Raw genomic sequence first — 24,108 nt, 5'->3', positions numbered from 1 at the left:
GCTGCGCTTCGGTACGGCGGGTGTCATGGTTGGTTCCGGGCGCTGCTACTGGCAGCCCCCGCGGACTCGGGAGACCGCGCCACCACGCATCTCCGCCCGGACTGATGCCATGACCACCGGAGTGAGACATGTCTACCATCGCGAAGCCGATTCTGGTCGGAATCGACGGTTCTCCCACCGCCTTCGAAGCCGTGCGCTGGGCGGCTCGCGAGGCCTCCCACCGTTCGGCACCGTTGCGGCTGGTACACGCCGACGTCTCGGCCCTGGGGTATGTGCCCGACACACTGGGAACCTCCACACCGGAGCCCACCGACGAGACGGCACGGGAGTTCGTCAGCGACTGGCTGCGCGACGCCCGGGAAATCGCGGCCGCCGAGGATCCGGAACTCGTGGTGGACACGGCCGTACGTAGCGGATCCGCCCGCACGGTGTTGCTGGACGAGTCCAGCACGGCACGGCTGGTCGTGGTCGGCAGCCGTGGTCTCGGTAGTTTCAGCGGCGTGATACTGGGCTCGGTGGCGATCGCGTTGACACACCACGGGCAGTGTCCGGTGGCGGTGGTGCGGGAGCCCGACGAGGGGGCGGAACCCGCCGGCCTCCCCGTCGTCGTCGGGGTGGACGGTTCCGGCCCCGGTGAGCTCGCGCTGCGGTGGGCGTTCGATATGGCCTCGGCCCGCTCGACCGAGATCATGGCGGTGCATGCCTGGCACGACCTGGTGGTGGGGGAGCTGTGGACCCGTGCGCAGGCGGACAAAACCTGGGAATCCGTTCGCGCTGACGAACAGCGGCTACTCGCCGAAGTGCTGGCGGGTTGGCGGGAGGACTATCCCGACGTGCCGGTGCACGAGATCGTCGGTTACGGCAAACCCGCGCGGCTGCTGTTGGAACAGGCCGACAACGCTCAACTGGTGGTGGTGGGGGCACGTGGTCGCGGTGGGCTGGCGGGGCTGCTGCTGGGTTCGACCAGCCAGACACTGCTGCACCACGCGCCCTGCCCGGTCGTCGTCGCTCGCTGAGACCCCTGTCGGGGCGCTCTCCCGGGCCGGAGGACACCGGGCGGCGACACGAACGGGCGGCGACTCCGGAGGAATCGCCGCCCACCGTTACCCGGTGCCTGGCCCTGAGAGGGGCCGGGGTGTCGCTTCACCCGCCGAGAGCCTCGACCGTGGAGTTCCGGTCAGGCGGAGGCCTCCGCCGGTTGCGGTTGCACCGAGAACCGCAGTCGGTCCTGGTCGGCTCTGACAACCACGCGTTGCCCCTGGGCGAGCTCCCCGTCCAGCAGCAGGTCCGAGATCGAGTCGTCCACTTCGCGCTGGATGGTTCGCCGTAGCGGGCGGGCACCGTAATCGGGTTGATGCCCGTGCTCGGTCAGCCAGTCCACCGCGTCCGACTCGAACGTGATGTCGATTCCCTGCGCCCGCAGTCGCTGTTTGGTCTCGTCCAACAACAGCTCGGTGATGCTGCGCAGCTGGTCCGACTCCAGTTTGCGGAACACCACGATCTCGTCGATCCGGTTGAGGAACTCGGGACGGAACGAGTCACGCAGCCGGACCATCAACCGATCCCGTGCCGCCTCGGTGGTCTGTTCCTCCTCCCTGGTGCTGAATCCGAGCACGCCGGACCGGTTGGAGATGATGTCCGAACCCAGGTTGCTGGTCATGATCAGCACCGTGTTCCGGAAGTCCACCGTTCGCCCTTGGCCGTCGGTGAGGCGGCCGTCCTCCATGACCTGCAGCAGGATGTTGAAAACGTCGGTGTGGGCCTTCTCGATCTCGTCGAGTAGCACCACGGAGTAGGGCCTGCGCCGGACTTCCTCGGTGAGCTGACCCGCCTCGCCGTAACCGACGTAGCCCGGGGGAGCGCCGACCATCCGACTGGCGGTGTGCGCCTCCTGGTACTCGCTCATGTCCAGCCGGATCATCCGGTCCTGGTCACCGAACAGCGATTCGGCGAGAGCTCGGGCCAACTCGGTCTTGCCGACCCCGGTGGGCCCCAGGAACAGGAAAGTGCCGACCGGCCGGTTCGGATCTCCCATACCGGTTCGGGAACGGCGTACCGCGCGGGAGACCGCGTGAACGGCTTCGTCCTGACCGACGACCCGGTGATGCAGCTGTTCCTCCAGTCGCATCAGCCTGCCCTTCTCCTCCTCGGTCAGCTGGGTGACCGGGATTCCGGTGGCACGGGAGACGACCTCCGCTATGTCCGTCGAGCTGACCTCCGGGATCCCGTCGGGGCTGTGCCGCTGCTGCCGGATCCTGCTCTGCACCTGATTGATCTCGTCCCGCAGCTGCGAAGCCTGCTCGTAGTTCTCGTTCGTGACCGCCTGGGCCTTGTCCCTGCTGAGCTGTTCGGCCTGTTCCTCCAGCTCGCGAACATCGGTCGTGGGGGTACGGGTGCGCAGTCGTTTGCGCGCCCCGGCCTGATCGAGCAGGTCGATGGCCTTGTCCGGCAGGTAGCGGTCCGTGACGTAGCGGTCGGAGAGCTCGGCGGCGGCGTTGATCGCCTCGTCGCTGAATCGCACCTGGTGGTGCGCCTCGTAGCGGTCCCGCAGCCCCCGCATGATCTGGACCGTGTCCTCGACGCTGGGTTCGGCGACGTCGATGCGTTGGAAGCGACGTTCCAGCGCGGCGTCCTTCTCGATGTTCTTGCGGTACTCGTCCAGGGTCGTGGCCCCGACCACGTGCAGATCGCCCCGGGCCAACCTCGGTTTGAGCATGTTGCCCGCGTCCACGGCACCTTCTGAGCCGCCCGCGCCGACGACGGTGTGCAGTTCGTCGATGAAGATGATCAGCTGCTCGCTCTGCTGACTGATCTCCTCGATGATCTTGTTCATTCGTTCCTCGAAGTCGCCCCGGTAGCGGGTACCGGCGACCACGCCGGACACGTCGAGCTGCACCACTCGCTTGTTCGCCAGCACGTCGGGAACCTCGCCGTCGACGATGCGCTGCGCGATGCCCTCCATGACCGAGGTCTTGCCGACGCCTGCCTCACCGATGAGCGCGGGGTTGTTCTTCGTCCTGCGCGAGAGCACCTCCACGGTCTGCTCGATCTCCGACTCGCGGCCGATGACCGGGTCCAGTCCACCCTCGCGGGCTCGTGCGGTCAGATCCTGACCGTATTCGTCCAGCGTGGGGGTCGGGCTGCTGTGCTGTGCCTCGGTGGCTTGCTGCCCGCCGCCGGTGCCACGAGCCGAGGACCCGCTCTGCAGCGCTTCCAGGGTCACGTGGGCCGCCGCCAGCATCTGGCCCGCCGTGGACTCCTGGTTCGCCGCCAACGCGAGCAGCAGGTGATCCGGGCCGATGTAGGACGAGCCCACCGCGCGGGCGACCCGGTGCGCGTCCAGCAGTGCCCGCTTGGCCGCCGGAGTCAGCATGGGCGGCTGGTCGGTGCTCTCGGTCTGCGGCAGCTGCTGCTCGATGCTCTGGGCGATCGCGGCGGGGTCCGTGCCCGCCCGTTCAAGCATCGAACGCGTCGTCTCGGTCTGGCTCGCCGCCCACAGCAGGTGGTGCGCGTCCAGGTCGTGCCCGCCGTGTTCTGCCGTGAACCGCGCGGCGGCGGCCATCAGTTCCTGGGCCTGGTGGGTCATCAGGCGGGTGATGTCGACGCGCTGCACCGGTCGTGGCGTGTTGCCCTGTCCGCCGAGAAACCGGGCGAGGAAGTCGTCGAACGGACTCGAACCGGGCCCACCGGAACCGAAGAAGTTGTTCATCACTACCTCTCTCGTTCGCACGCTTCGTTGCGGATGTTGCGGATCGCGTCTCGTGCAACATGAGCGATCCCGCTCGGCATTCCTGAGTCGGTTTCGCTCAAGGCTAACGCATCCATTGGGCTCAGGGTGATCCACCTCCTTGACCGCGTGGGCGTTTTCGCGGTTTCTTCCCGGTGGGTTCGTTCTCCGGCTGTCTGCTCCGGTGCACACCCGGCGATTCGGTGATCGCCCGCTCCAACTGGGCCCGGTTGAGCTTGGATCTGCCCCGGATGTCGAGTTCGCGCGCACGCCGCCGCAGCTCGTCACGGCTCAACGTGGAAACCGACTCGGCCTCCCCTCGGTCCCCGGGTGGGTTGCCGCGGGAGGCCTGCGCGGCTTCTGCTGGAGAACCCGTTCCGGCGCGTGCTCCGGCGGTGCTGCGACGCAGCGCATCGGCCAGGTCAAGGGGCTCGGACGGTTCTGTGAGCTCGGTGACGGCGCGTCTCGCGCGCCCCGCCGCCTTGTCCTCGAGCAGTTGCTCGATCCGTGCGGTGTGCGTGTCGTAGTGCTCCGCGGGGCGCCACGAGGTGCTCATCGATCTGATGAGGTCTCCCGCCAGTCGCAACTCCCGAGCGTCGTAGTGCTCGTCACCGGGGGTGTGTTCGAGCACGTTCGCGGGATCGCGTATCTCTTCGAGGAAGAACAGGGTGTGCAGCACCAGCACGTCGTCCTCCGGGCGCACGGCCGTCAGGTACTCCCTCCCCCGGAACACGAAGGTGGCGATGCCCGCCCGTCCGGTTTCGGACATCGCACGACGCAGCAGGGCGTAGGCGCGCGCGTTCCGCCTGTCGGCCGGAGCGAGCCAGTACGACTTCTGGAAGTGCACGGGATCGATCTCGGAGAGGTCGACGAATTCGTCGATCTCGATCGTTCCGGAACGTTCCGGCGCGACGTCGTCGAGTTCGTGCTGCTCGACCGTGACCAGGACACCGTCGATCTCCCGACCCCTGACGACCTCGTCGCCCTCCAGCTCCTTGCCCGTGCGCTCGTTGATCCTGCGATAGCGCACCCTGTCCGAGGTTCCCCGCTCGTACTGGTTGAAACGGATACCGTGGTCCTCGGTGGCGCTGTACAACCCGACGGGGATGGTGACCAGACCGAACTTGAGCGAACCGGCCCAGATCTTGTGCGGCATGATTTCCTCCTCACCCGGCCGGTGACCCTGCAACACGCGCCGCCCCTGCGGGTTGGATGCCCAGCCGGTGCGGCCCGGCAAACCTCTTCACGTCGTTGCCCGGCTTGCCCGCCCGGAGAGCAGCCGCCCGATGACTGGTCGCCAGCGGGGGGCGCTTCCCGGCGGGACCGGTCAGCGCACGCGGTGGGTTCCGTCCGGGAATCGGCGGGTGTAGCCCTCGCGGGCGAGCCGCTCCAGCAGCGGCACAACCACGCGACGACTCGTGCCCAGGGCATCCCGTGCCCCACTCGGGGTGAACGGTTCCGGCAGTCCGGCCAACACGTCCCGGGCTCGTTGCAGCGCTCCCGGCAGCAAATAGATTCCCTCGGCGATCCGGAGCAGCTGCCCGGCCTTGTTCGCCGCGCCGAGCTGCTCGGTACCCATCCCGAGTTCCCGGAGTTCCGCAGCGGTGGGCGCGTCGAAGGGGTGTTCGGCCAGCCGAGCACGAATCGCGGTGACGCCCCGCCGCACGTGCTCGCTCAGCTCGGGATCTTTCAGCCGCAGCCTGCCGCTGCCCGTCCCGATCCCGGCGGCCACCGCCGAGTCCAGCACCAGCGGCAGCAACGATGGGTGGGGCAGGCTCAGCTGCCGTACCGCCTCCTGCTCGGAGAGACCGTCGGCCGTCGGGTCCTCGTTGTGGATCCGGTCGAGGAGTTCGACCAGTCGTGCGGCGTACTCGTCCCTGGCGGTCGGCTCCATCAGCCAGTCCCCGGCCACCAGGCAGTGCGGGGGAGGGGAGGCCCCCACGACGCGCAGCTCCGAGGCGCGGATCGCGTGATTCCTGGCGAGCAGTTCCGCACCGGCGGGCTGTTGGCCCGTTCGTTCGAGTTCGCGGGCGCGGGCGGCGGCAGCACCCCGGCGACGCAGCTCCGGTGGGCACACGTCGAGAACATGGATCCCGGCGGGGATCAGGTGCTGTCCGGCGTCCCGCAGCAGCGCGTTGTCACCGATCCGCAGGGGCAGCGCGGTGCGCAGCGACAACCGGGCGGTGTCGGCACCCAGCGGTCGCAGCCGCACCCCGGTGGCGGCCGCACCGATGTGCATGCCGAGTTCGCGTGGCAGCTCGCCCGAGCCACGCTCCCGCAACAGCACGTCCACGCTGTCGGTGCTCCGCCAGGCTCCCGGCGTCAGCAACGCGTCCCCGCGGTCGAGTTCCCCGGCGTGCACCCCGCGCAGGTTCAACGCGACCCGTGCCGTCGCGCGAATCGTTTCGTGCTCCTCGCCGAGGCTCTGCAGCCCCCGGATCGTCACGCGTTTACCGGTTCCGGCCACCACGAGTTCGTCACCTCGGGTCAGCGTTCCCGCCGACAGCGTCGCGGTCACCACAGTGCCAGCGCCACGAATGCTGAAGCAGCGATCCAGCCAGAGCCGCACGTCGGCGGTGGGATCCGGATTCGGCAGCTCGCCCGCGAGCTCGTCGAGCTTCCCGGTGAGCTCGGCCAGTCCGGCCCCGGTGGCCCCGCTGACCACCACCTCGGGAACTCCCGCCAGCGAACTGCCGGACAGCCGCCGCCGCGCCTGTTCCAACGCGGGGAGCGGGTCGGCGAGATCGCCGCGCGTGATCGCCAGCACTCCCCGCCGCACGCGCAGCGCGTGCAACGCCTGGAGGTGCTCCTCCGACTGCGGCTTCCACCCCTCGTCGGCGGCCACCACGAACAGCACACCCGCGACCTCGCCGACCCCGGCCAGCATGTTGCGCACGAACCGTTGGTGACCGGGAACGTCGACGAACGCCATCGCCTCGCCGCCGGGCAGGGTTGTCCACGCGAATCCCAGGTCGATGGTCAACCCGCGACGTCGCTCCTCGTCCCACCTGTCCGGATCGGTTCCGGTCAGGGCTTTGATGAGTGTGGATTTGCCGTGGTCCACGTGCCCTGCCGTGGCGATCACTCGCACGACGCACCTCCCACGGCCGGATCCGTCGTCCGCGCACCCTGGCGGATCGCCTCGGTCAGTTCCGTGTCCCGCGCCGGCTCCAGCGCGAACAGGTCGAGCAGGCAGTTTCCTCGTTCGACCCTGGTCAGCACCGGTGGCACGGCGCGGCGCAGTGGTTCGGAGCAGTGCTCGGGCAGCACGACGGCCGCGCTGGGCAGCTCCACCCCCGGTGCTCCGCCACCACCGATGCCCGCGGTGGTGTCAGCCACCGTCGCCGTCACACCTGCCGCTCGCGACGATTCCGCGATCCGTTCGGCGCGGACCCGTAGTTCCCGCTGGGATCGTTCCAGCGCACGCGCGGTCGGCGTGGGAGGTCCGTGCAGCGTGGCGTGCAGCGCGGCCAGGGTGAGTTTGTCGGGACGCAGCGCACGAGCCAGTGGATGCTTCCGGAGCGTGTCGACGACGGCTGTCCTGCCCAGCAGCAGTCCGGCCTGTGGGCCGCCGAGCAGCTTGTCACAGCTGGCTACCACCAGATCGGCTCCCGCTCGCAATGTGCCGCGGGCGTCGGGTTCGTCCGGCAGCCTGGGGTGCGGTTCCAGCAGTCCGGATCCGATGTCGACGACCAGTGGCATACCCAGGCCGCGGAGTTCGCTCGGTTCGACCGAGGAGGTGAAGCCACTGATCACGAAGTTGGAGGGGTGAACCTTGAGCACGAATCCGGTTTCCGCCCCGATCGCCGCTCGGTAGTCGGCGAGTTCGACGCGGTTGGTCGTGCCGACCTCGCGCAGCCTCGCGCCGGTGGAGCACAGCAGCTCGGGGATGCGGAATCCGGCGCCGATCTCGACCATCTCGCCCCGTGCCAGCACGATCTCCCGCCCGGCGGCCAGGGCAGTGGCGGCCAGGGTGAGTGCGGCCGCCCCGTTGCCCACCACGTGTGCGCTCTCCGCCTCGGGGACCGCGTCGAGCAGGCCGCGCGTGACGCTCGCCCCGCGACGGCCGCGCTGCCCGGTCCGGGTGTCCAGTTCCACGTCGCAGGTTCCGGCGGCCTCCCGCAGGGCCAGTACGGCGGCCTCCGAGAGGGGAGCCCGGCCCAGGTTGGTGTGCAGCAGTACGCCCGTGGCGTTGAGCACCGGACGCAGACCACCGATCGATACGGGCAGGTTCGCCGCCGTTTCCTCGACCACCTGATCGGCGGTGATCTCGCGGGCCCGCGCGCGTCGCTGTGCGTCGTGCACGGCGTGTTTCACCCGCTGTCGCCCGAAGCGTTCGACAGCCGCGGCAATGCGGGGCTCGCTGAGGACTCGATCCGTGGCCGGGATGTTCCGCCGCTCGTCCACGGTTGTGACGATACGCAGCGGGAAGTGCCGGTGAAGGTTGTCGACACGGCGTGTTGGCCCGGTACGTCGAAGCAGTTTTCCGATGCGTGTTTCCGAGTGGCTTTCGCAGCGCGTTCCACCAAGCTCCGCGGTTCGGTCCTGGGCTGCGGTTCGCCGGACCGAGGATGGAAGGGTCGGACCTTCGTCGTGGGCTCAGCCGAGGGGATCGGGTACGGAGCGTGCGGTGGCCGCTTCGTGCAGGGTGGTGGTGGCCTCACCGACGAGGGGGTGCCCGTGTCCGAAGCAGACCACGTCGCAACGCAGTCCCGCCAGTCGCCGGAATGAGCGGCGGGCCTGGACCCGGTCGTTGTTGAACGGCCCGAGAACGATCTGCCTCTCGTACTCGGCGGCGATGTCTCCGGTGAACAGCACTCCGGCTTCCTCCAGATGCAGTGCGATGCTGCCGGGGGTGTGTCCGGGGGTGGAGATAACCCGGGCGTCGATCCCCTCCAGGAGCTCGCCGTCATGAACCTCGTGATCGACACGGGCGGGTGGAGCCTCGGGAACCGCGTCCGCCACTCGGGCGTGCAGTGCTTCCTCAGCGGGGGTGAGCAGGCTCTCTTCAGTACTCTGATGACCGCGAATCACCGCGGCATCCCCGTGATGAGCGAGTACTTCCACGTTCGGCCACTGGGCTACCTCGGAGAGAGCGCCGGTGTGATCGGCGTGCCAATGGGTCAGCACCACTTGGGTGAGCGCCTCCCGGTCCAGGCCCCAGTCCCTCAAGGCGGTCGCGATCGTGCTGCCGTCGCCGACCTGTCCGGTGTCGACCAGCAGAACTCCGCCAGCGTGACGCAGCAGATAGGCCTGACCAGGAGGACTGGTCAACACCCGCAGATCGGGGCGGAGATCGATGATGTCCATGTGATCGAGCATAGCCCGCATGCGGGGTTTGCGATTCCACGTTCACGAGCGGCTGAAGTGCCACTGTTTAAATATACTGTTGTTTCAGTGTTAATCGAAATAAATCCACAACAGAAACCGCCCGCGATCCACCGACTCAGCGGATGATCCGCAACGAGACACCGGTGCACAATCGGGGCATGACCGAACGGAAACCGCCGGGGATGGACTTCGAGACCTGGATCGACCGGCAGGTCCGCACTGCCAGGGAGCGCGGAGAGTTCGACGACCTGCCCGGAGCCGGCAAGCCGCTGTCCGATCTCGGCGACGAGGACGAGCTGTCCTGGGTCAAGAAGTACGTCGAACGGGAGGGGTTGTCCACCGAGGCGCTGCTGCCGCCCGCCGTGCAGCTGCGCAAGGAGATCGACCGGCTTCCGGAGACCGTGGCCGAGCTGCGTTCCGAGCAGGCGGTGCGGGAACAGGTCGGTGAGCTCAACCTGCGCATCGCGGAGTGGTTGCGAGCCCCCAGCGGACCACGCATCAAGGTCGCACCCGTGGATGCCGATGAGGTCGCGCGCCGCTGGCGGGAACTGCGCGCCGCGCGGGCCGAAACCGTCGCGGCGGTACCGGAAGTGTCGGAGACGGGCACGGCCGACAGCGAGGCAGGTGACCACAGCGGAGACACCGGTCGTTCCGGTGGGCTGCGTGCCTGGTGGCGCAGGCTGGTGCGTGGCGGAGGCGGACGGGAATCGAACCCGCCTGACCGAGTTGCTCGGCCACGTCGGTTTTGAAGACCGCGGGGGCCACCAGGCACCCTTACGCCTCCAGTGCCGTCATCCCGCGTGTTGTGCCATGCCGTCGGCCGTCCGGTGGACTAGCTTCGGGGCATGACCGATGCCGGGACCGTCACGAGCGAAAACTACCGCCTGACACGGTACGCGCACGGTGGCGGGTGTGCTTGCAAGATCCCCGCCGGCGAGCTGGAGTCCATGGTCGCCGGTGCCGGGATCTCCGGCGGCGCCCCGGCGGGCGGTGAGGTGCTGATCGGTGCCGGTGACGACGCCGCCGTGGTGCGGTTGCACGGCGACACCGCGATCGTGGCCACGACGGACTTCTTCACCCCCGTGGTCGACGATCCCTACGACTGGGGCCGGATCGCGGCTGCCAACGCGCTGTCCGACGTGTACGCGATGGGGGCGCGTCCGCTGGTGGCGTTGAACCTGCTCGGTTGGCCACGTGAGTCGCTGCCGATGGAGCTGGCCGAACGGGTGCTGCGCGGTGGCGCGGATGTCGCGGAACTGGCGGGTTGCCCGGTGGGCGGTGGCCACAGCCTCGACGATCCCGAGCCGAAGTACGGCATGGCCGTGACCGGTACGGCCGCTGCCACTCGGCTGTTGCGCGAGGACGCCGGAACGGTCGGAGCTCCGCTGTCGTTGACCAAACCGCTCGGCATCGGGGTGCTCAACACTCGGCACAAGGCCACCGGAGAGGTTTTCCCGCAGGCGATCGAGGCGATGACGACCCTCAACGACACGGCGGCACGCGATGCCCTGGCGGTGGGGGCCGAGTGCGCCACCGACGTCACCGGATTCGGGCTGCTCGGGCATCTGCGCGAATTGACCCGTGCCAGCGGTGTCTCCGCGGTGCTGGACTCGAGCGCCGTTCCCTACCTGGAGGGGGCCCGCGAGGCCGTCCGGGACGGGTACGTCAGCGGTGGGACGCGCCGCAACCTGCGTTGGGTGGGTGAGTGCACCGATCTCTCCCGTGTGGACGAGAACGAAGCGCTGTTGCTGGCCGACGCGCAGACCTCGGGAGGGTTGCTCGTCGCGGGGGAGCTGCCGAACGCTCCGGTGATCGGCAGGCTGATCAGCGCCGAGGAGCACGCCATCACGGTCCGCTGAGCACTCTTCCGCTTCCGAGTGCTCGTTTTCGTTTCCGGGCACCCGCGGGCGAGGGAGCCTGCCGTCCGAAGGCGGGCGCTCAGTCCTCGTGGGCCTTCAGCGTGGCCTGAGAGAGCCCGTCGCAAGTGCTGTCGAGGACCCCCACGAGAATCTCGCGCAGGGGTGTCCCGTCCTGCCGAGTCAACCAGGCGTGCATCGCCGAACCGAAGCACGAGACCATGGTCATCGACCAGGCGCCTGGACGCGGATCACAGCTGGGATCGGTTCCGATGTGCTCGGCCACCAGTTCGGTCATGTCCTGCATCCAGCGCTGCCGCATCAGATGCATCTCGTACTGCCCGGTGGACTCCAGGACTTGCAGCAGCTCGGCACGCATCAGGTGCTGTTCGCGGTCGGCCTCCATGCGGTCGGCCGCGTGGAGCATCGATGCGGCCATGGCGCGCATGGGGTGTTCCCCGGAGCCACGTGCGTTCAGTGCCTCACGCACGTATTCGAGCTCGCTGCCGATGTCTCCGAACAGCACCGCGTCCTTGCTGGGGAAGTACCGGAAGAACGTCCTGGGGGCGATGTCGGCGGCACGGGCTATCTGTTCCACGGTTGTGGCCTCGAATCCCTGCTCCCGGAAGAGTCGGAGGGCGGCCGCCTCGATGCCCGCACGTGTCCTGGCCGCTTTGACAGCTCGCCTGCCCTGGCCCTCCGTTTCGTCGGTCGAATCCACCGCAACGCTGGTCATGGCCACAGGTTCCTCGACCCCGGAGCTCAGCGTCAACTGTGCCCGTTGTCACCGATGACAAATGGCAGTACTGCCATATTCTGTGGATGGGGAAAGGAGACACGCATGTCCGACGGTCACGCCCGCCATGGGGCGGCGGGTGCTGCAACGACACCCGACAAAGGCGAGGAGGGTGCCCTGGCGGAGGGCATCGACGTGCGGGTCTACCGCCGAAGGTGGGCGACCATGCTCGTGCTGTGTCTGGCGTTGTCGGCCACGATGCTCGCGAACACTTCGCTCAGCGTCGCGTTACCCCAGCTCTCCCGGGCGTTGGGGGCCTCCACTTCGGCGCAGCAGTGGTTCTCGGACGCCTACGCGTTGGTGTTCGCGGGCCTATTGTTCACCACCTCCTCGATAGCCGACCGCTACGGGCGCAAGTGGATGCTGCAGGCCGGGATGGTGCTGTTCGGCCTGGTGTCGGTCTACGTGTGGCTGTTCGTCGGCTCCAGCAACGAGATGATCGCCGCACGGGCTCTGCTCGGTGTGGGCGGCGCCATGATCATGCCGGTGACGCTGTCCATTCTGACCAGCGTCTTCCCCAGCGGGGAACGCACCAAGGCGGTCGGCATCTGGGCCGCCGTCTCCGGCGCGGGCAGCGCCGCGGGGCCGGTTATCGCCGGGGTGCTGTTGCAGTACTTCTCCTGGGAATCGGTGTTCGTGATCAATGTTCCGGTGGTGATCGTCGGTGTGATCGCCGGTATCCGCTACATCCCGTCGCACACCGGCATCGAAGGCGGACACGGTGGGCTGGACCTGCTGGGGGCGCTGCTGTCCACCGCGGGGATCACGATCGCGGTCTACGCGCTGATCGAGGCGCAGTACGTCGGTTGGCTGTCACCGCGCACGCTGTCGCTGGTGGCGCTGGGGCTGGTGCTGCTGGCGTTGTTCGCGCTCTGGGAGCGTCGGGTGGCGGATCCGATGCTGGACGTCCGGCTGTTCCGCAGCCGCGGTTTCTCCGCTTCGGCGGTGGCGCTGACGCTGGTGTTCTTCGCGATGATCGGTGTGTTCTTCGCGCTGAGCCAGACCCTGCAGCTAGTGTTCGGCTACTCGCCGCTGATGGCTTCCACCGCGATGCTGCCGATGTCGGTGATGATGATGCTCATCGCTCCGCAGGTTTCCAGGATCGTGGACAGGTTCGGCTCGCGTAACACCATCGCCGTCGGGTTGCTGCTGGCTGCCCTGGGCATGGTGGGGCTGAGCACGCTCGGCGTGGAATCCGGCTACTGGCAGATCCTGCTGCCGCTGTCCTGCACGGCCGCGGGTATGTCGCTTGCGATGGCTCCGGCCACCGACCAGCTGATGGCCAACGTGCCGCGCGAGCGCGCGGGTATGGGATCGGCCACCAACGACGTCACCCGCGAGGTGGGCGCCTCGTTGGGTGTCGCCGTGCTGGGGAGCGTGCTGGGTGGCAGCTACGCCGCACGGATCTCGGACTCGCTGAGCGGACTGCCCGAGCAGGTGCGGCAGACCGCCGAGGAGTCGTTGCCCGGGGGCATGATGGTCGCCGAGTCGTTGGGCCCACGCGGGGAGCAGCTCGCCCACGAGGTGTCGGTGGCCTGGATGAACGCCTCGCAGACCGCGTATCTGGCCTCGGCGGGGCTGATCGCGGTGGCCGCGCTGGTGGCGTGGTTCTTCCTGCCCGGCAAGACGCGAAGCACCGAGGTACGGGCCTCCTCCGAGACCGCGCGGGGTGCGGCCGAGGAGCCGGGCAGCCCCGTCGAGAAGTCGGACAGGGCCACCGAGAAGTCGAACACGGCGGTCCCCGAGCAGTGACCCCGCCGATGTGGTGATCGCCGCGCCGGTGCGGTGTCCTGCGGGCGCAGGGATCGTGCCGGAGGCGGGATGTCGATTTCGCGCGAAATTGTCGCGCCGTGGGCCCTGTGGCGCGGAGCGGCGTAAGTTTCGCGCGAAATCGCCGGTTCAGTTTCCGGTGCGTTCCTGGGCGATACTGCGCAGGAAGTCGTTCCACCGGGCGCGGGAGAACAGCAGCGAACCGCCGTGCGGGCGCTTGGAGTCCCGCGCGGCGACCCCGTGTTCGGTGGCGGCGATCTCCACGCAGTTCGCCTGACTGGTGCTTCGGCTGCTCTTGCGCCAGTGCTTCACGGATGCCACGGACTCACTCCTTCTCGTACTCGGCCGGTTCGTCGGCGAGACGCGCGATGATCTCGCTGGAATCATCCGGGGTGAACGCGAGTTCGCGCAACCGCCACAGGGAGCGTTCCGCGGCGTCGACGTGCTCGGGCTGCTCCAGGAAAGCGCTGTTGCCCCGGTGCTCCAGATACACCAGGTTCGGCTGCTTCGGGAAGTCCAGCAGCACGAACGGCCCCTCCATGCCGGGATGGATTCCCGCCCGCTGCGGCACCACCCGGACGGTGACGTTCGGCCGCAGGTTGCTCTCCGCCAGGCGCAGCAGCTGCCGCCGCATCACGCCGGGGTCGGCGGTCGGGCGGCGCAGCACCGGTTCGTCCAGCAGCACCTCCAACCGTGGCGCGCGGCTGCCGAGCAGCACCGTCTGCCTGCCGATGCGTGCTTCGACCAGCCGTCGCACCTCGCGTTCCGGCAGGCCGTGGGTGGTGCCCCGAATGACCGCCTCGGCGTACTCGTCCGTCTGCAGCAGTCCCGGAACCGCCTGCGATTCCCAGCTGTGGATCGCGGTGGCCTCGGTCTCGAACCGCATCAGGTCCTGCCACATCGCGGGCAGCGCGGCGTGCTGCACCTGCCACCAGTTGCGGTCCGTACCGTTGCGCACCAACGCGAGGATCTCCTCGCGCCGCTGGGAGGGCACGCGGTAGAGCCCCAGCAACGCCGCGACGTCGTCGGCGGCCAACCCGCGAGTTCCCGTCTCCATCCGACTGAGCTTGCTCATCGAGATCCCCAGCGACCGGGACACCTCGGCGGCGCTGAGCCCGTTGCGGGCCCGAAGTTCCCGCAACTCGCCGGAGACCCGTCTGACCCGTGCCGGAATCCCGCTGCGTCGTTCCATGCTCGACCCTTCCTTGCTGGTCACTGTTCGTTCGCACCCTGACCGGTTGACCACTGGTCAAGGAAGTGAGATCACGCGAAAGTGTCGTTGCGTGACCGCTGGGGAGCCGCCGAACCTTCCTGTCGACATGATCGATTCGGTAGGCGTCACCTTCGGGAGGACGGATGCGCGCACAGTGGTTGGTCGAGGCGGGCAGCGGCACGGCAGCGGTGTATCTGAGCATGCCGGGCCTGCACGAACTGGAGATCCGGCAGGAGGGGAGTGTGCTGCGGGTGGACAGCGACCAGCTGCGGCAGTTGTTGGACATGCTGTTCTGGTTGGACGAACTCCACGGCGCGGGGTTGCAGGAAGCCGCCGTCAACCTGTCCGAGCAGGTGGTCGCAGGGAATGCCTGATGCTGATTCCCACCCGCTCGATGGCGGCACTTCCGGAACCGCCGGGAGATTCCGACGACCGGGTTCGGCTCTGGAGTCGAGTGCGAAAGCTCGACGGCTCACTCCGGCACGATGCTCCTGGCGAGGTCGCGTACCCGTTCCGCCAGCCGGTTCCGGTCGATCGGGGCGAAGGTGGTCCACGCCCGCCCGCTGCGGATGGTTTCCTCCATCAGGTACCAACCCTTGGTGGTGGCGAAGCAGTTGGTCACCATCGGTGCCCTGGAGCGGTGGCCGCGCTGGTCCATCCGCGCGGCTCCGAACTGGGCATATCCCACGCGTTCCCCGCCCGCCATCTCCACGAGAGCACTCGCGTCGTCGCGGCGCACTCCTCGGCGTAGCAGCGCCTCGCGCATCGCCCGGTCGGAGTCCCCGGCATCGGCAGCCGCCGCGTCGAGCTGGTCACTGGGCACCGACACCGCCTTTCCCGGACCGGGGTTCAGCTCGGGGAGTACCCCCACCACGGCCCGGTGCGGCGCGTCGTCGGTGCGCAGCTGGCGCAGGCGGACCACGCCGCCCTCCCGGACGGCCAGCGCCGAGCTGGCCGGGCCGTTCGCGGCCAACGCGGTCCTGCGGTGTTCGCCCTCCTCGGACAGATAGCGATACACCAGGTCGAAGGAGTCCCGGTAGCGGTCCAGCGGGAAGAACACTCCCGAGACGGCGTCCTCGGCATCCCGATCGCCGAAACCGATCAGGCGCAGCTCTTCCCAGCTCCGCTGCTCGACATCGCGCCGCTCCGACTCGTTGAGCCCCTCGGGCAGCACGTTCAGCGAGAGCGGTTTCGTGCCGAGCCGGAAATGTTGCCAGGCGAGGTGAAACGCCTGTTCGGAAAGTTCGATGTTCACCCTTGCCCCCGAACGATCGCGGCGCCGGAGTTGCTCCCGGCGCCGCGACACACGCTGCTGGATCCGATGTGACGGTGCTCGACAACTCGACGGGAGAACCCCGATCAGTCCTCGCCGATCACCGGCGGGGCCACCCTGGGCAGGTCGCCGTCGAAGTAGCCGTAGTCACCGACGAGGTAGCTCGGTGTGTCGTGCTCCTCGTCCTCCTCGCCCTGCTGGCCGCGACCGCGCGGTGCCCCCGCCATACCACCGCGAGCGTTCCCCGCTCCGGCGGAGGCCGCGCCGCTCGTCGCGGCGGAACCGGTGGACGGGCGCGCGATCCCCGACTGCCCACCGGGGCCGAGGGAACGACCACCGAGTCCGGCGGAGCCCCGGCCACCAGCTCCGGACCCGGTTCCACCGCCCGAGCCGCCCGCGAGCGAACCGAGGCCGCGTATCGGGATTCGGCTACCGGGAGCACGTCCGGTCCCACCCGCGAGGCCGGATCCGCCCGGCGTGCGACCGGTGCCCGAACCACCGCCGGCTCCGCCGCCCGGAGTTCCGGACTGGCCGGGGCGGTATCCGGAGGAGCCGCCCTCCGGCGGACGCTGCCACGCGGAATGACTGCCCGCGGGCTGGTTGATCCCCGAACCGGGCCTGCCCGCCGACTGTCCCGAGGTGCCGCTGCCCGCCGTGCCGCTGCCGGAGCCGTGCGCACTGCCCGATGTGTCCAGTGACCCGCTCCACGAGCTGCGGGTGCCAGCGGCCGTGCCGGTGCCCGTGCCCCGGGACGCGGCGAGGCCGCCGACCTCGGGGCTCGAACCGGAGCGCACGCCGGTCTCGACGCCGCCGGGCGGGGGAGCGGTGAACGTGGGGGTGGCGCTGACGGTGGTCTGCGAGGCGGTGTCGTAGGCCTTGAACGCCGTGACCGCGTCCTGGCGCAGCTTCTCGTTGTGCGCCAGCGCCTGCTCGTTGTCGGTCTTGCCGCCGGTGAACCCGGCCCAGGCTTTCCCGAGGAAGCTCTCCTCCGGCACCGGCTTCTCCTCGGACGCGGCGGGCACGGAGGAGTACACCCTGCTGAAGGCCTGGCCCTGCTCCTCCAACCGCACTGCCTCGGCGGTGGCGTTGTCAGCCGCGACCTCGGTCCACAGCACCACCGGTGACATGGCGTTCTGCACGGCTTCCTGGCCCTTGGACTGGTTCACGGCCCCGGCCTGCTTCAGCCTGTCCTTGATCTCGGTGGCGAGGTCACGCATGTACCGCTCCTCGTCACGCCAGCGGCTGCTCTTCTCGTGGAGCGCCTCGGCTCCCTTGCCGCTGTTGACCCAGGAGCGCATCTGCTCCAACTGTGCCCCGTCGAGATTGGACGGCGGCAGCGTGCGTCTGTCCCCCATAATTCTGAGCTCCCCTCAGGCGTCGGGCAGGTTCTTGATCGCGGCTTCGGCGAACTTGTTCGCGACCGAGCAAGCGTCGGATTTAGTTTGCAGTCGTGTTACTCCATTGACGAAAAGCGATCCTGAATCCGTCACGTCTACCGCCACCATGCATCCGTACTGCTTCTCGAGTTCGTAAGCGGGATAACCAGCGATTTCCGTGCTCTCACCGCTGGGGCGCTTGCTGGCGAACTCCTGCGCCGTTCTGCTCGGGTCGGCTGCTACGAACATGGCCCAGCCGCCGTCGGAGCCGGATTTTCCTTTCTTGTAGTCGCAACCTTTTTTATCGCTTAGGTTTTTACTTTCGAGTGGCTGGTTGACTCCGAGTTTGGTTGCTTGTTGTTTCGTGATGATGGCACAGGGCTCGGAAAGGTCGAGGGATTTGGCGGGTGCGGTGCGTTCCGGCAGGCCCACTCCGGCGGCGCTGCTGGTACTGGTGGGTGCGCTCGTGCCGGTCTCTGTGGTTTCCTGCGCCGCTTGACCGGTCTGGCCACCACCGCATCCGGCGAGCAGCAGGAATCCGGCTGCCAGGGAGATTCCTGTGGTGACGGCGTTACGCATTCTGGATTCCCCGATTGAAGCTGTCGGCGGCGTTGGCGTCGTCGGTACGGGTCTGCTTCGCGCTGGACCGCAGGCTCGCGGCGGTGTCGTTGAACACCTTCGCGAGTTTCAGATAGTTGGGCATGTACGAGCGATCGTCCCCGGAGGCTACTTCGCCGTGGATTGACGCGGCTCCCGTACTCACCGGATCGGTACCTGGGGCAGGGACACTCGCCAATTCACTGACCTCCCTCTGGCGGTCTTCCAATTCACTGGCCTTCCCCTCGAAGAAACCCGCCAGCGCGTCGACCTCGTCGGGGTCGACGACCATGCGCGTGTTGTCGCTGATGGCCTGGGCCAGTTCGGCCTTGGTGTTGGCGCGTTCGGCGATCCGCGCGATGTCGGCCATCTCCTCGGCGAGAGCGGGGCCGGGGAACAGCGCGCTGGTGGCCACGTCCTGCATCTCGGCGTCCATCGCCGCCTGGTCCGCGGCGTCCATTCCCGATTGGCCGCCAGCCTCGCTCGTTCCGCCCGCGTTCGACTGGCTGGTTTCCTCGTCGGCCACGCTTCCCCCTGTACTCACTCGGTCGTGCGATGCTCTCGCCCGGCGGCATGATCACTTGCCCATTCGGAACGTACCGCACTGCGCATCCCGCGTGTGCCGGGTTCGGCACATCCGGCTAAGCGACCCGTGCGCTTCACACGTCCGTGCGAGCGGAGCGTCACCGGACGGCACCGGGAGTACCACCCGCGGTTGCGCCGGTACCTCGGCGAGCGCAGCATCGGCGACAACGTGTCGGGAGTTGGTGATCGGCTATGCGGGAATGGCTGCGCTGGCCCGTGCTGCGCCAGTTGGCGGGCTCCGACCCGCTCGGTCGCGGCAGGGCGGCCCGTTCCGCCGAGACCGACCGCGAGTACGCACGCACCGAGGACGCCGAGGCCGTGGTCGGATCGGTGTGCCCCTACTGCGCCGTGGGCTGTGCCCAGCGCGTGTACGTGCGGGACGGAGCCGTCACCCAGATCGAGGGCGATCCCGACTCGCCCGTGAGCCGGGGAAGGCTCTGCCCGAAGGGCTCGGCCAGCCGTTCCCTGGTGACCTCACCCGACAGGCAGACCAGGGTCGCCTACCGGCGGCCCTACGGTACCGAGTGGGAGGAACTGGATCTCGACACCGCGGTCGACATGATCGCTGATCGGGTGATCCGTACCCGGGACGAGACCTGGCAGGAGACCGATTCGGACGGTACGCGGCTGCGCCGCACCATGGGAATCGCGAGCCTGGGCGGAGCCACGCTGGACAATGAGGAAAACTACCTCATGAAAAAGCTCTACACCGCCCTCGGCGCCATCCAGATCGAGAACCAGGCCCGCATTTGACACTCCTCCACGGTTCCCGGTCTGGGAACCTCGTTCGGCCGTGGTGGGGCCACAACCTTCCAGCAGGACCTCCGTAACTCCGACTGCATCGTGATTCAGGGGTCCAACATGGCCGAAGCACACCCCGTGGGGTTCCAGTGGGTGATGGAAGCCAAACGGCGCGGGGCGAAGATCATCCACGTCGATCCCCGGTTCACCCGCACCTCGGCGATGGCCGACACTTTCGTCCCACTGCGCGCGGGCAGTGACATCGCCTTCCTCGGCGGGCTGATCAACCACGTGCTGCGGGGTGGGCACTACTTCCACGAGTACGTGACCTCCTACACCAACGCGGCCACGCTCGTCGACGAGTCCTTCGCCGACACCGAGGATCTCGACGGGGTGTTCTCCGGCTTCACCGGAAACGGTTATGACTCGGCCAGTTGGTACTACCAGGGGGCGCGGGTCAACCCGGCCGCGGGCGAACGCGACCACTGGAACGACGTTTTCGGCTCACCCGAGCACGACCGAGCCACGCGGGAAGGGGAGTGGACGCGGCGTGCGGAACCGGAGACCGATCCGAGCCTGACCCACCCCCGGTGCGTGTTCCAGATCCTCAAGCGTCACTTCGCCCGCTACACCCCGGAACTCGTGGAGCAGCTGTGCGGGATCGACCAGCTACGGTTCCACGAGGTGGCCGAGGCGCTGGTCGCCAACTCGGGTCGGGAACGCACCACCGCCTTCGCCTACGCGGTGGGCTGGACCCACCACACGGTGGGGGTGCAGTACATCCGGGCCGCCTCGATCCTGCAGCTGCTGCTCGGCAACATCGGCAGGCCCGGCGGCGGGATTCTCGCGCTGCGCGGTCACGCCAGCATCCAGGGCTCGACCGACATTCCCACGCTGTTCGACCTGCTGCCGGGCTACATCCCGATGCCGCAAGCCCACCCGAACCTCTCGCTGGACGAGTTCGTGGCCAACCACGCCGCCGACAAGGGGTACTGGGGCAACATCCGCGACTACGTCGTCAGCCTGCTCAAGGCCTGGTGGGGCGAGTACGCCACCGCCGAGAACGATTTCCGGTTCGATCATTTGCCCAGGCTCACCGGTCATCACGGCAGTTTCCGAACCGTGATCGACCAGATCGAGGGCAAGGTGCGCGGCTACTTCGTGGTCGGCGAGAACCCGGCGGTGGGCACCGCCAACGCGCACCAGCAGCGCATGGGGCTGGCGAATCTGGACTGGCTGGTGGTGCGCGATCTGAACATGATCGAGACGGCCACGTTCTGGCGGAACGGTCCGGAGATCGAGAACGGTGAGACGAGTCCCTCCGAGATCGGTACCGAGGTGTTCTTCCTGCCCGCCGCGGCGCACACCGAGAAGGACGGGACCTTCACCAACACCCAGCGCATGCTGCAGTGGCACGAAAAGGCGGTCGAACCGGTCGGTGACCAGCGCAGCGACCTGTGGTTCTTCTACCACCTGGGGCTGCGGATCAAGTCCAAGCTCGCGGCCCGGCGACTCGAACGCGACGCGCGGCAGCGGGAACGCGACCGCCCCGTCCTGGAACTGACCTGGAACTACCCCACCGAAGGGGAGATCGCCGAACCCAGCGCGGACGCGGTGCTCCGCGAGATCAACGGTACCGACGCCGAGGACCGGGCACTGCCCTCCTACACCCGGCTGCGCTCCGACGGTTCCACACGTTCGGGGTGCTGGATCTATTGCGGTGTCTACGCCGAGGAGGTCAACCGGGCCGCACGGCGCGAACCGGGGGACCGGCAGTCCTGGGTCGCGCCCGACTGGGGTTGGGCCTGGCCCGCCAATCGGCGGATCCTGTACAACCGGGCCGCCGCCGACCCCGGGGGCAGCCCGTGGAGCGAGCGCAAGGCTTACGTGTGGTGGGACGCCGAACAGCGGCGCTGGACCGGCCACGACGTGCCCGACTTCGATGCCACCAAACCTCCCGATTACGAGCCCGCCCCCGACGCGCACGGTCCCGACGCGCTGCGCGGCACCGATCCTTTCATCATGCAGGATGACGGGCTCGGATGGCTGTACGCCCCCGCGGGGTTGCGGGACGGGCCGTTGCCCACCCACTACGAACCGCAGGAATCGCCGCTGCGCAACACGCTGCACACCACGCAGCGCAACCCGGCGCGGCGGCTGTACCACCGGCCGGAGAATCGCTACCAACCAAGCGGTGCCGAACCGGGGGCGGAGGTGTTTCCGTACGTGTTCACCACGTTCCGGCTGACCGAGCACCACACGGCCGGTGGAATGAGCCGGTGGTTGCCACACCTGGCCGAGCTGGCGCCCGCGATGTTCGTCGAGCTCTCCCCTGAGCTGGCCGTGGAGCGGGAACTGCGGCATCTCGGCTGGGCCACGGTGATCACCGCACGTGCGGCGATCGAGGGACGGGTGTTGATCACACAACGCATCCGGCCGTTGCGTTCGAACGGTACGACGCTGCACCAGATCGGCATCCCGTGGCACTGGGGTCCCAACGGGTTGACCACAGGTGACGCCGCCAACGAGTTGCTCAGTGTCGCCTTGGACCCCACCGTGCACATCATGGAGACCAAGGCGGGAGCCTGCGACATCCGCCCCGGCAGGAGACCACGGGGGGTGGAGCTGCACAGGTTGATCGCCACCTACCGCGCTCGTGCGGGAATCACCGAGCACACCGGCGGCGACGCTCCGCCCCCGGATAACGGGCTGCCGGAGAACGGTACGCGTCCCTCGGGGACGGACACGGTCGACGGAGGTGAGGATGAGTCCTGACAGGTCGTCCGAGCACCCGCTCTTCGAGCTCGAACGCTCGATGCGAACCGGCGAGCACGCCCGGGAAACGGCACCGGAACCAGCGGTGGGGTCCTCGAACGGTAACCGACTCAGCGGCCCGCTGGCCGATCCCAGCGCCGAGGCGGGCTATTCGGAGCAGCATCCCGATCGGATGGGGTTTTTCACCGACACCAGCGTGTGCATCGGGTGCAAGGCCTGCGAGGTCGCCTGCAAGGAGTGGAACCTGCTGGAAGAGGACGGGCTGGAACTTACCGGCATGTCCTACGACAACACCACCGACCTCGGAGCCACCACCTGGCGGCACGTGGCGTTCGTCGAACAGCGCATCGACCTCTCCACGCGCGCCCGAGTGGATATCGGAATGCCCGGGATGGGCCCCCCGGAAACGGCGGCGGAAGAGGTCGCGGGCTCCGAGGTGCGGTGGCTGATGTCCTCCGACGTCTGCAAGCACTGCACGCACGCCGCCTGCCTGGACGTGTGTCCGACGGGAGCGTTGATCCGCAGCGAGTACGGCACGGTTGTGGTGCAGGACGACGTGTGCAACGGATGTGGTTACTGCGTCCCGGCCTGTCCCTACGGAGTGATCGACATCCATCCCGAGAACGGCGGCGCGTTCAAGTGCACCCTGTGCCAGGACCGACTCGGCTCGGGAATGACCCCGGCCTGTGCCACCGCCTGTCCCACCGAGTCCATCCAGTACGGTCCGCTCGACCAGCTGCGGGAGCGGGCCGAGCAACGCCTCGAACAGCTGCACGAGCAGGGAATCACCGAGGCCCGGCTCTACGGGCAGGACCCCACCGACGGTGTGGGAGGTGACGGAGCCTTCTTCCTGCTGCTGGACGAGCCCGAAGTGTACGGGCTGCCACCCGATCCGGTGGTCACCACGAGGGATCTGCCCGCCATGGCCTGCTACGCCCTGGCCGCGGCCGCCACGGCGGCCGTGACCATCGCGAGCTGTTTCCTGGGAGGACGGCGTTGACCGGAAACGAGCCCGCCGGGGCGATGGGAGCAGGCGCCGCCGAGGAGGCCGACGGGGAACGGGCGACCTTCCGGTCCTACTACGGCAGACCGATCATCAAGGAACCGACCTGGAAGGTTCCCGACGTGCCCGCCTACCTCTATCTGGGAGGTATGGCGGGCGCCTCGTCCGTCATGGGGGCCCTCGCCCAGCTGCGTGGCTATTCCCGGCTGCGCCGGGTCGGGCTGCTCTGCGCTGCGGGAGGTTCCGGCGCCAGCGTGCTGGCGCTCATTCACGATCTCGGTCGGCCGCTGCGGTTTTTGAACATGTTGCGCGTGTTCAAACCCACCTCGCCGTTGAGCGTGGGATCCTGGATCCTCGCCCCGTTCTCCGCGCTCAGCGGCGCGGCCGCTGTCTTCGAGTTCACCGATCTCGCCCGTCCGCTCGGCAACGCGGCAGCGTGGTGTGCGGCCTTGCTGGCCCCGGCCATGACGACCTACACCGCTGTGCTGCTCGCGGACACGGCGGTGCCGGGATGGCACGAGACGCGCCGTGAACTTCCCTTCGTGTTCGCCTTCAGCTCGGTCTCGGCGGCAGGCTCGCTGGGAACGATGTTGTCGCCACGCGCGGAGGCCGGGCCCGCCCGGCGTATGGCCCTGCTCGGCTCCATCGGTGAACTCGTGGCGAGCCGCGTGCTGGAACACCGGGCGGGCAGAATCGCCGAGGTGTACCGCTCGGGTCGGGCGGGAAGCACGCTACGGGCGGCCCGGATCATGGCAACGGGGTGCGCTGTCGGTGCCGTGTTCGCCCGGCGCGGCACGAGCGCGGCGATTCTGGCCGGTCTCTGCGGTACGGCAGCCTCGATCGCCACTCGCTACGGGGTGTTCGAAGCCGGGCGGGAGTCCGCCCGCGATCCCTACTACACGGTGGTGCCACAGCGGGAGGCTCGCCAGGTGGAGGAATGAGCTCCCGTGTGGTTCCGGCCTGCCCGGGAATCCGGATTGCGCTGCGAGACCGACCGAGATATCGGAGGATGGGACGGGCAGGCACAGCCGTCCCGCCGCTGGACTCCGCTCCGACGGCCGCGGC

The 24,108-nt window shown here is 68.5% G+C and carries 19 protein-coding genes, 1 tRNA gene and 1 pseudogene; 8 read left to right on the top strand and 13 right to left on the bottom strand.

Annotated elements, in window-relative coordinates; genetic code table 11:
* Nucleotides 1–128: 128 nt before the first annotated feature.
* The gene (locus ACOQFL_RS08685; protein WP_435543580.1) at nt 129–1,016 is read left to right on the top strand and encodes a universal stress protein; all 888 of its coding nucleotides are present in this window, start codon (nt 129–131) and stop codon (nt 1,014–1,016) included.
* Nucleotides 1,017–1,177: 161 nt separating this feature from the next.
* Here the strand turns inward: ACOQFL_RS08685 and ACOQFL_RS08680 are convergent, their stop codons facing one another.
* The 5 genes from ACOQFL_RS08680 to ACOQFL_RS08660 all read right to left on the bottom strand — a co-directional run bounded on the left by ACOQFL_RS08680 (nt 1,178) and on the right by ACOQFL_RS08660 (nt 9,037).
* On the bottom strand, nt 1,178–3,709 hold the full coding sequence (locus ACOQFL_RS08680; RefSeq protein ID WP_435543579.1) for an ATP-dependent Clp protease ATP-binding subunit: 2,532 nt from the start codon (nt 3,707–3,709) through the stop codon (nt 1,178–1,180).
* Between the two features lie 121 nt (nt 3,710–3,830).
* Nucleotides 3,831–4,883 (bottom strand): non-homologous end joining protein Ku, encoded by a 1,053-nt coding sequence (gene ku / locus ACOQFL_RS08675; protein ID WP_435543578.1) that lies wholly within the window; start codon nt 4,881–4,883, stop codon nt 3,831–3,833.
* 171 nt (nt 4,884–5,054) lie between these two features.
* Nucleotides 5,055–6,818 (bottom strand): selenocysteine-specific translation elongation factor, encoded by a 1,764-nt coding sequence (gene selB, locus ACOQFL_RS08670; RefSeq protein WP_435543577.1) that lies wholly within the window; start codon nt 6,816–6,818, stop codon nt 5,055–5,057.
* Nucleotides 6,809–8,134 (bottom strand): L-seryl-tRNA(Sec) selenium transferase, encoded by a 1,326-nt coding sequence (gene selA, locus ACOQFL_RS08665; RefSeq protein WP_435543576.1) that lies wholly within the window; start codon nt 8,132–8,134, stop codon nt 6,809–6,811. The genes selB and selA overlap by 10 nt, the downstream gene beginning before the upstream one ends.
* A 192-nt stretch (nt 8,135–8,326) precedes the next feature.
* Nucleotides 8,327–9,037 (bottom strand): MBL fold metallo-hydrolase, encoded by a 711-nt coding sequence (locus ACOQFL_RS08660; protein ID WP_435543575.1) that lies wholly within the window; start codon nt 9,035–9,037, stop codon nt 8,327–8,329.
* 179 nt (nt 9,038–9,216) lie between these two features.
* Here ACOQFL_RS08660 and ACOQFL_RS08655 point away from each other — a divergent pair.
* Nucleotides 9,217–9,738, top strand: a pseudogene (locus ACOQFL_RS08655) (DnaJ family domain-containing protein); the annotation flags it as partial.
* An 8-nt stretch (nt 9,739–9,746) separates the two neighbouring features.
* Here the strand turns inward: ACOQFL_RS08655 and ACOQFL_RS08650 are convergent.
* A tRNA-Sec gene (locus ACOQFL_RS08650) sits at nt 9,747–9,842 on the bottom strand.
* A gap of 61 nt (nt 9,843–9,903) precedes the next feature.
* Here ACOQFL_RS08650 and selD point away from each other — a divergent pair.
* A complete protein-coding gene (selD, locus tag ACOQFL_RS08645; RefSeq protein WP_435543574.1) occupies nt 9,904–10,917 on the top strand; it encodes a selenide, water dikinase SelD in 1,014 nt (337 codons plus the stop codon).
* 79 nt (nt 10,918–10,996) lie between these two features.
* Here selD and ACOQFL_RS08640 read toward each other — a convergent pair whose 3' ends face one another.
* Nucleotides 10,997–11,650 carry a TetR family transcriptional regulator gene (locus ACOQFL_RS08640; RefSeq protein ID WP_435543573.1) on the bottom strand — a complete coding sequence of 218 codons (654 nt, stop codon included), beginning with the start codon at nt 11,648–11,650 and terminating at the stop codon, nt 10,997–10,999.
* A 105-nt stretch (nt 11,651–11,755) separates the two neighbouring features.
* On the opposite strand from ACOQFL_RS08640, the gene ACOQFL_RS08635 reads away from it, so the two are divergent.
* Nucleotides 11,756–13,462, top strand: a complete 1,707-nt coding sequence (locus ACOQFL_RS08635; RefSeq protein ID WP_435543572.1) for an MFS transporter — start codon at nt 11,756–11,758, stop codon at nt 13,460–13,462.
* Nucleotides 13,463–13,609: 147 nt separating this feature from the next.
* On the opposite strand, the gene ACOQFL_RS08630 is transcribed toward ACOQFL_RS08635, so the two are convergent.
* Both ACOQFL_RS08630 and ACOQFL_RS08625 read right to left on the bottom strand, forming a co-directional pair.
* Nucleotides 13,610–13,801 carry a DUF397 domain-containing protein gene (locus ACOQFL_RS08630; protein ID WP_435543571.1) on the bottom strand — a complete coding sequence of 64 codons (192 nt, stop codon included), beginning with the start codon at nt 13,799–13,801 and terminating at the stop codon, nt 13,610–13,612.
* 4 nt (nt 13,802–13,805) lie between these two features.
* Nucleotides 13,806–14,696, bottom strand: a complete 891-nt coding sequence (locus tag ACOQFL_RS08625; protein ID WP_435543570.1) for a helix-turn-helix domain-containing protein — start codon at nt 14,694–14,696, stop codon at nt 13,806–13,808.
* Nucleotides 14,697–14,836: 140 nt separating this feature from the next.
* Between ACOQFL_RS08625 and ACOQFL_RS08620 the strand changes: the two genes are divergently transcribed.
* Nucleotides 14,837–15,067, top strand: coding sequence for a hypothetical protein (locus ACOQFL_RS08620; protein ID WP_435543569.1), 231 nt, complete (start codon nt 14,837–14,839; stop codon nt 15,065–15,067).
* A 98-nt stretch (nt 15,068–15,165) separates the two neighbouring features.
* On the opposite strand, the gene ACOQFL_RS08615 is transcribed toward ACOQFL_RS08620, so the two are convergent.
* From ACOQFL_RS08615 to ACOQFL_RS08600, 4 genes are all read right to left on the bottom strand, one after another.
* Complete coding sequence (locus tag ACOQFL_RS08615; protein WP_435543568.1) at nt 15,166–15,948, bottom strand: ESX secretion-associated protein EspG; 783 nt, start codon at nt 15,946–15,948, stop codon at nt 15,166–15,168.
* 104 nt (nt 15,949–16,052) lie between these two features.
* Entirely contained in the window at nt 16,053–17,321 is a 1,269-nt protein-coding gene (locus ACOQFL_RS08610; RefSeq protein WP_435543567.1) for a hypothetical protein, read from the bottom strand.
* 15 nt (nt 17,322–17,336) lie between these two features.
* Nucleotides 17,337–17,921, bottom strand: a complete 585-nt coding sequence (locus ACOQFL_RS08605) for a DUF3558 domain-containing protein (protein ID WP_435543566.1) — start codon at nt 17,919–17,921, stop codon at nt 17,337–17,339.
* A complete protein-coding gene (locus tag ACOQFL_RS08600; protein WP_435543565.1) occupies nt 17,914–18,465 on the bottom strand; it encodes a hypothetical protein in 552 nt (183 codons plus the stop codon). Before ACOQFL_RS08600 ends, ACOQFL_RS08605 begins: the two co-directional genes overlap by 8 nt.
* Nucleotides 18,466–18,716: 251 nt before the next feature.
* On the opposite strand from ACOQFL_RS08600, the gene fdh reads away from it, so the two are divergent.
* From fdh to nrfD, 3 genes are read left to right on the top strand one after another with little or no spacing between them, the layout of a single operon-like run.
* Nucleotides 18,717–22,040: a formate dehydrogenase gene (gene fdh / locus ACOQFL_RS08595; RefSeq protein ID WP_435543564.1), complete on the top strand. Its 3,324-nt coding sequence runs from the start codon at nt 18,717–18,719 to the stop codon at nt 22,038–22,040.
* Nucleotides 22,041–22,080: 40 nt separating this feature from the next.
* Nucleotides 22,081–23,040: a 4Fe-4S dicluster domain-containing protein gene (locus ACOQFL_RS08590; RefSeq protein WP_435543836.1), complete on the top strand. Its 960-nt coding sequence runs from the start codon at nt 22,081–22,083 to the stop codon at nt 23,038–23,040.
* 23 nt (nt 23,041–23,063) lie between these two features.
* Nucleotides 23,064–23,984, top strand: coding sequence for an NrfD/PsrC family molybdoenzyme membrane anchor subunit (gene nrfD, locus ACOQFL_RS08585; RefSeq protein WP_435543835.1), 921 nt, complete (start codon nt 23,064–23,066; stop codon nt 23,982–23,984).
* Nucleotides 23,985–24,108: the final 124 nt, after the last annotated feature.

Source organism: Actinopolyspora sabaoui (genome assembly GCF_051225635.1).
Lineage (GTDB): Bacteria > Actinomycetota > Actinomycetes > Mycobacteriales > Pseudonocardiaceae > Actinopolyspora.
This window is presented reverse-complemented; position numbering and strand designations above follow the sequence as displayed.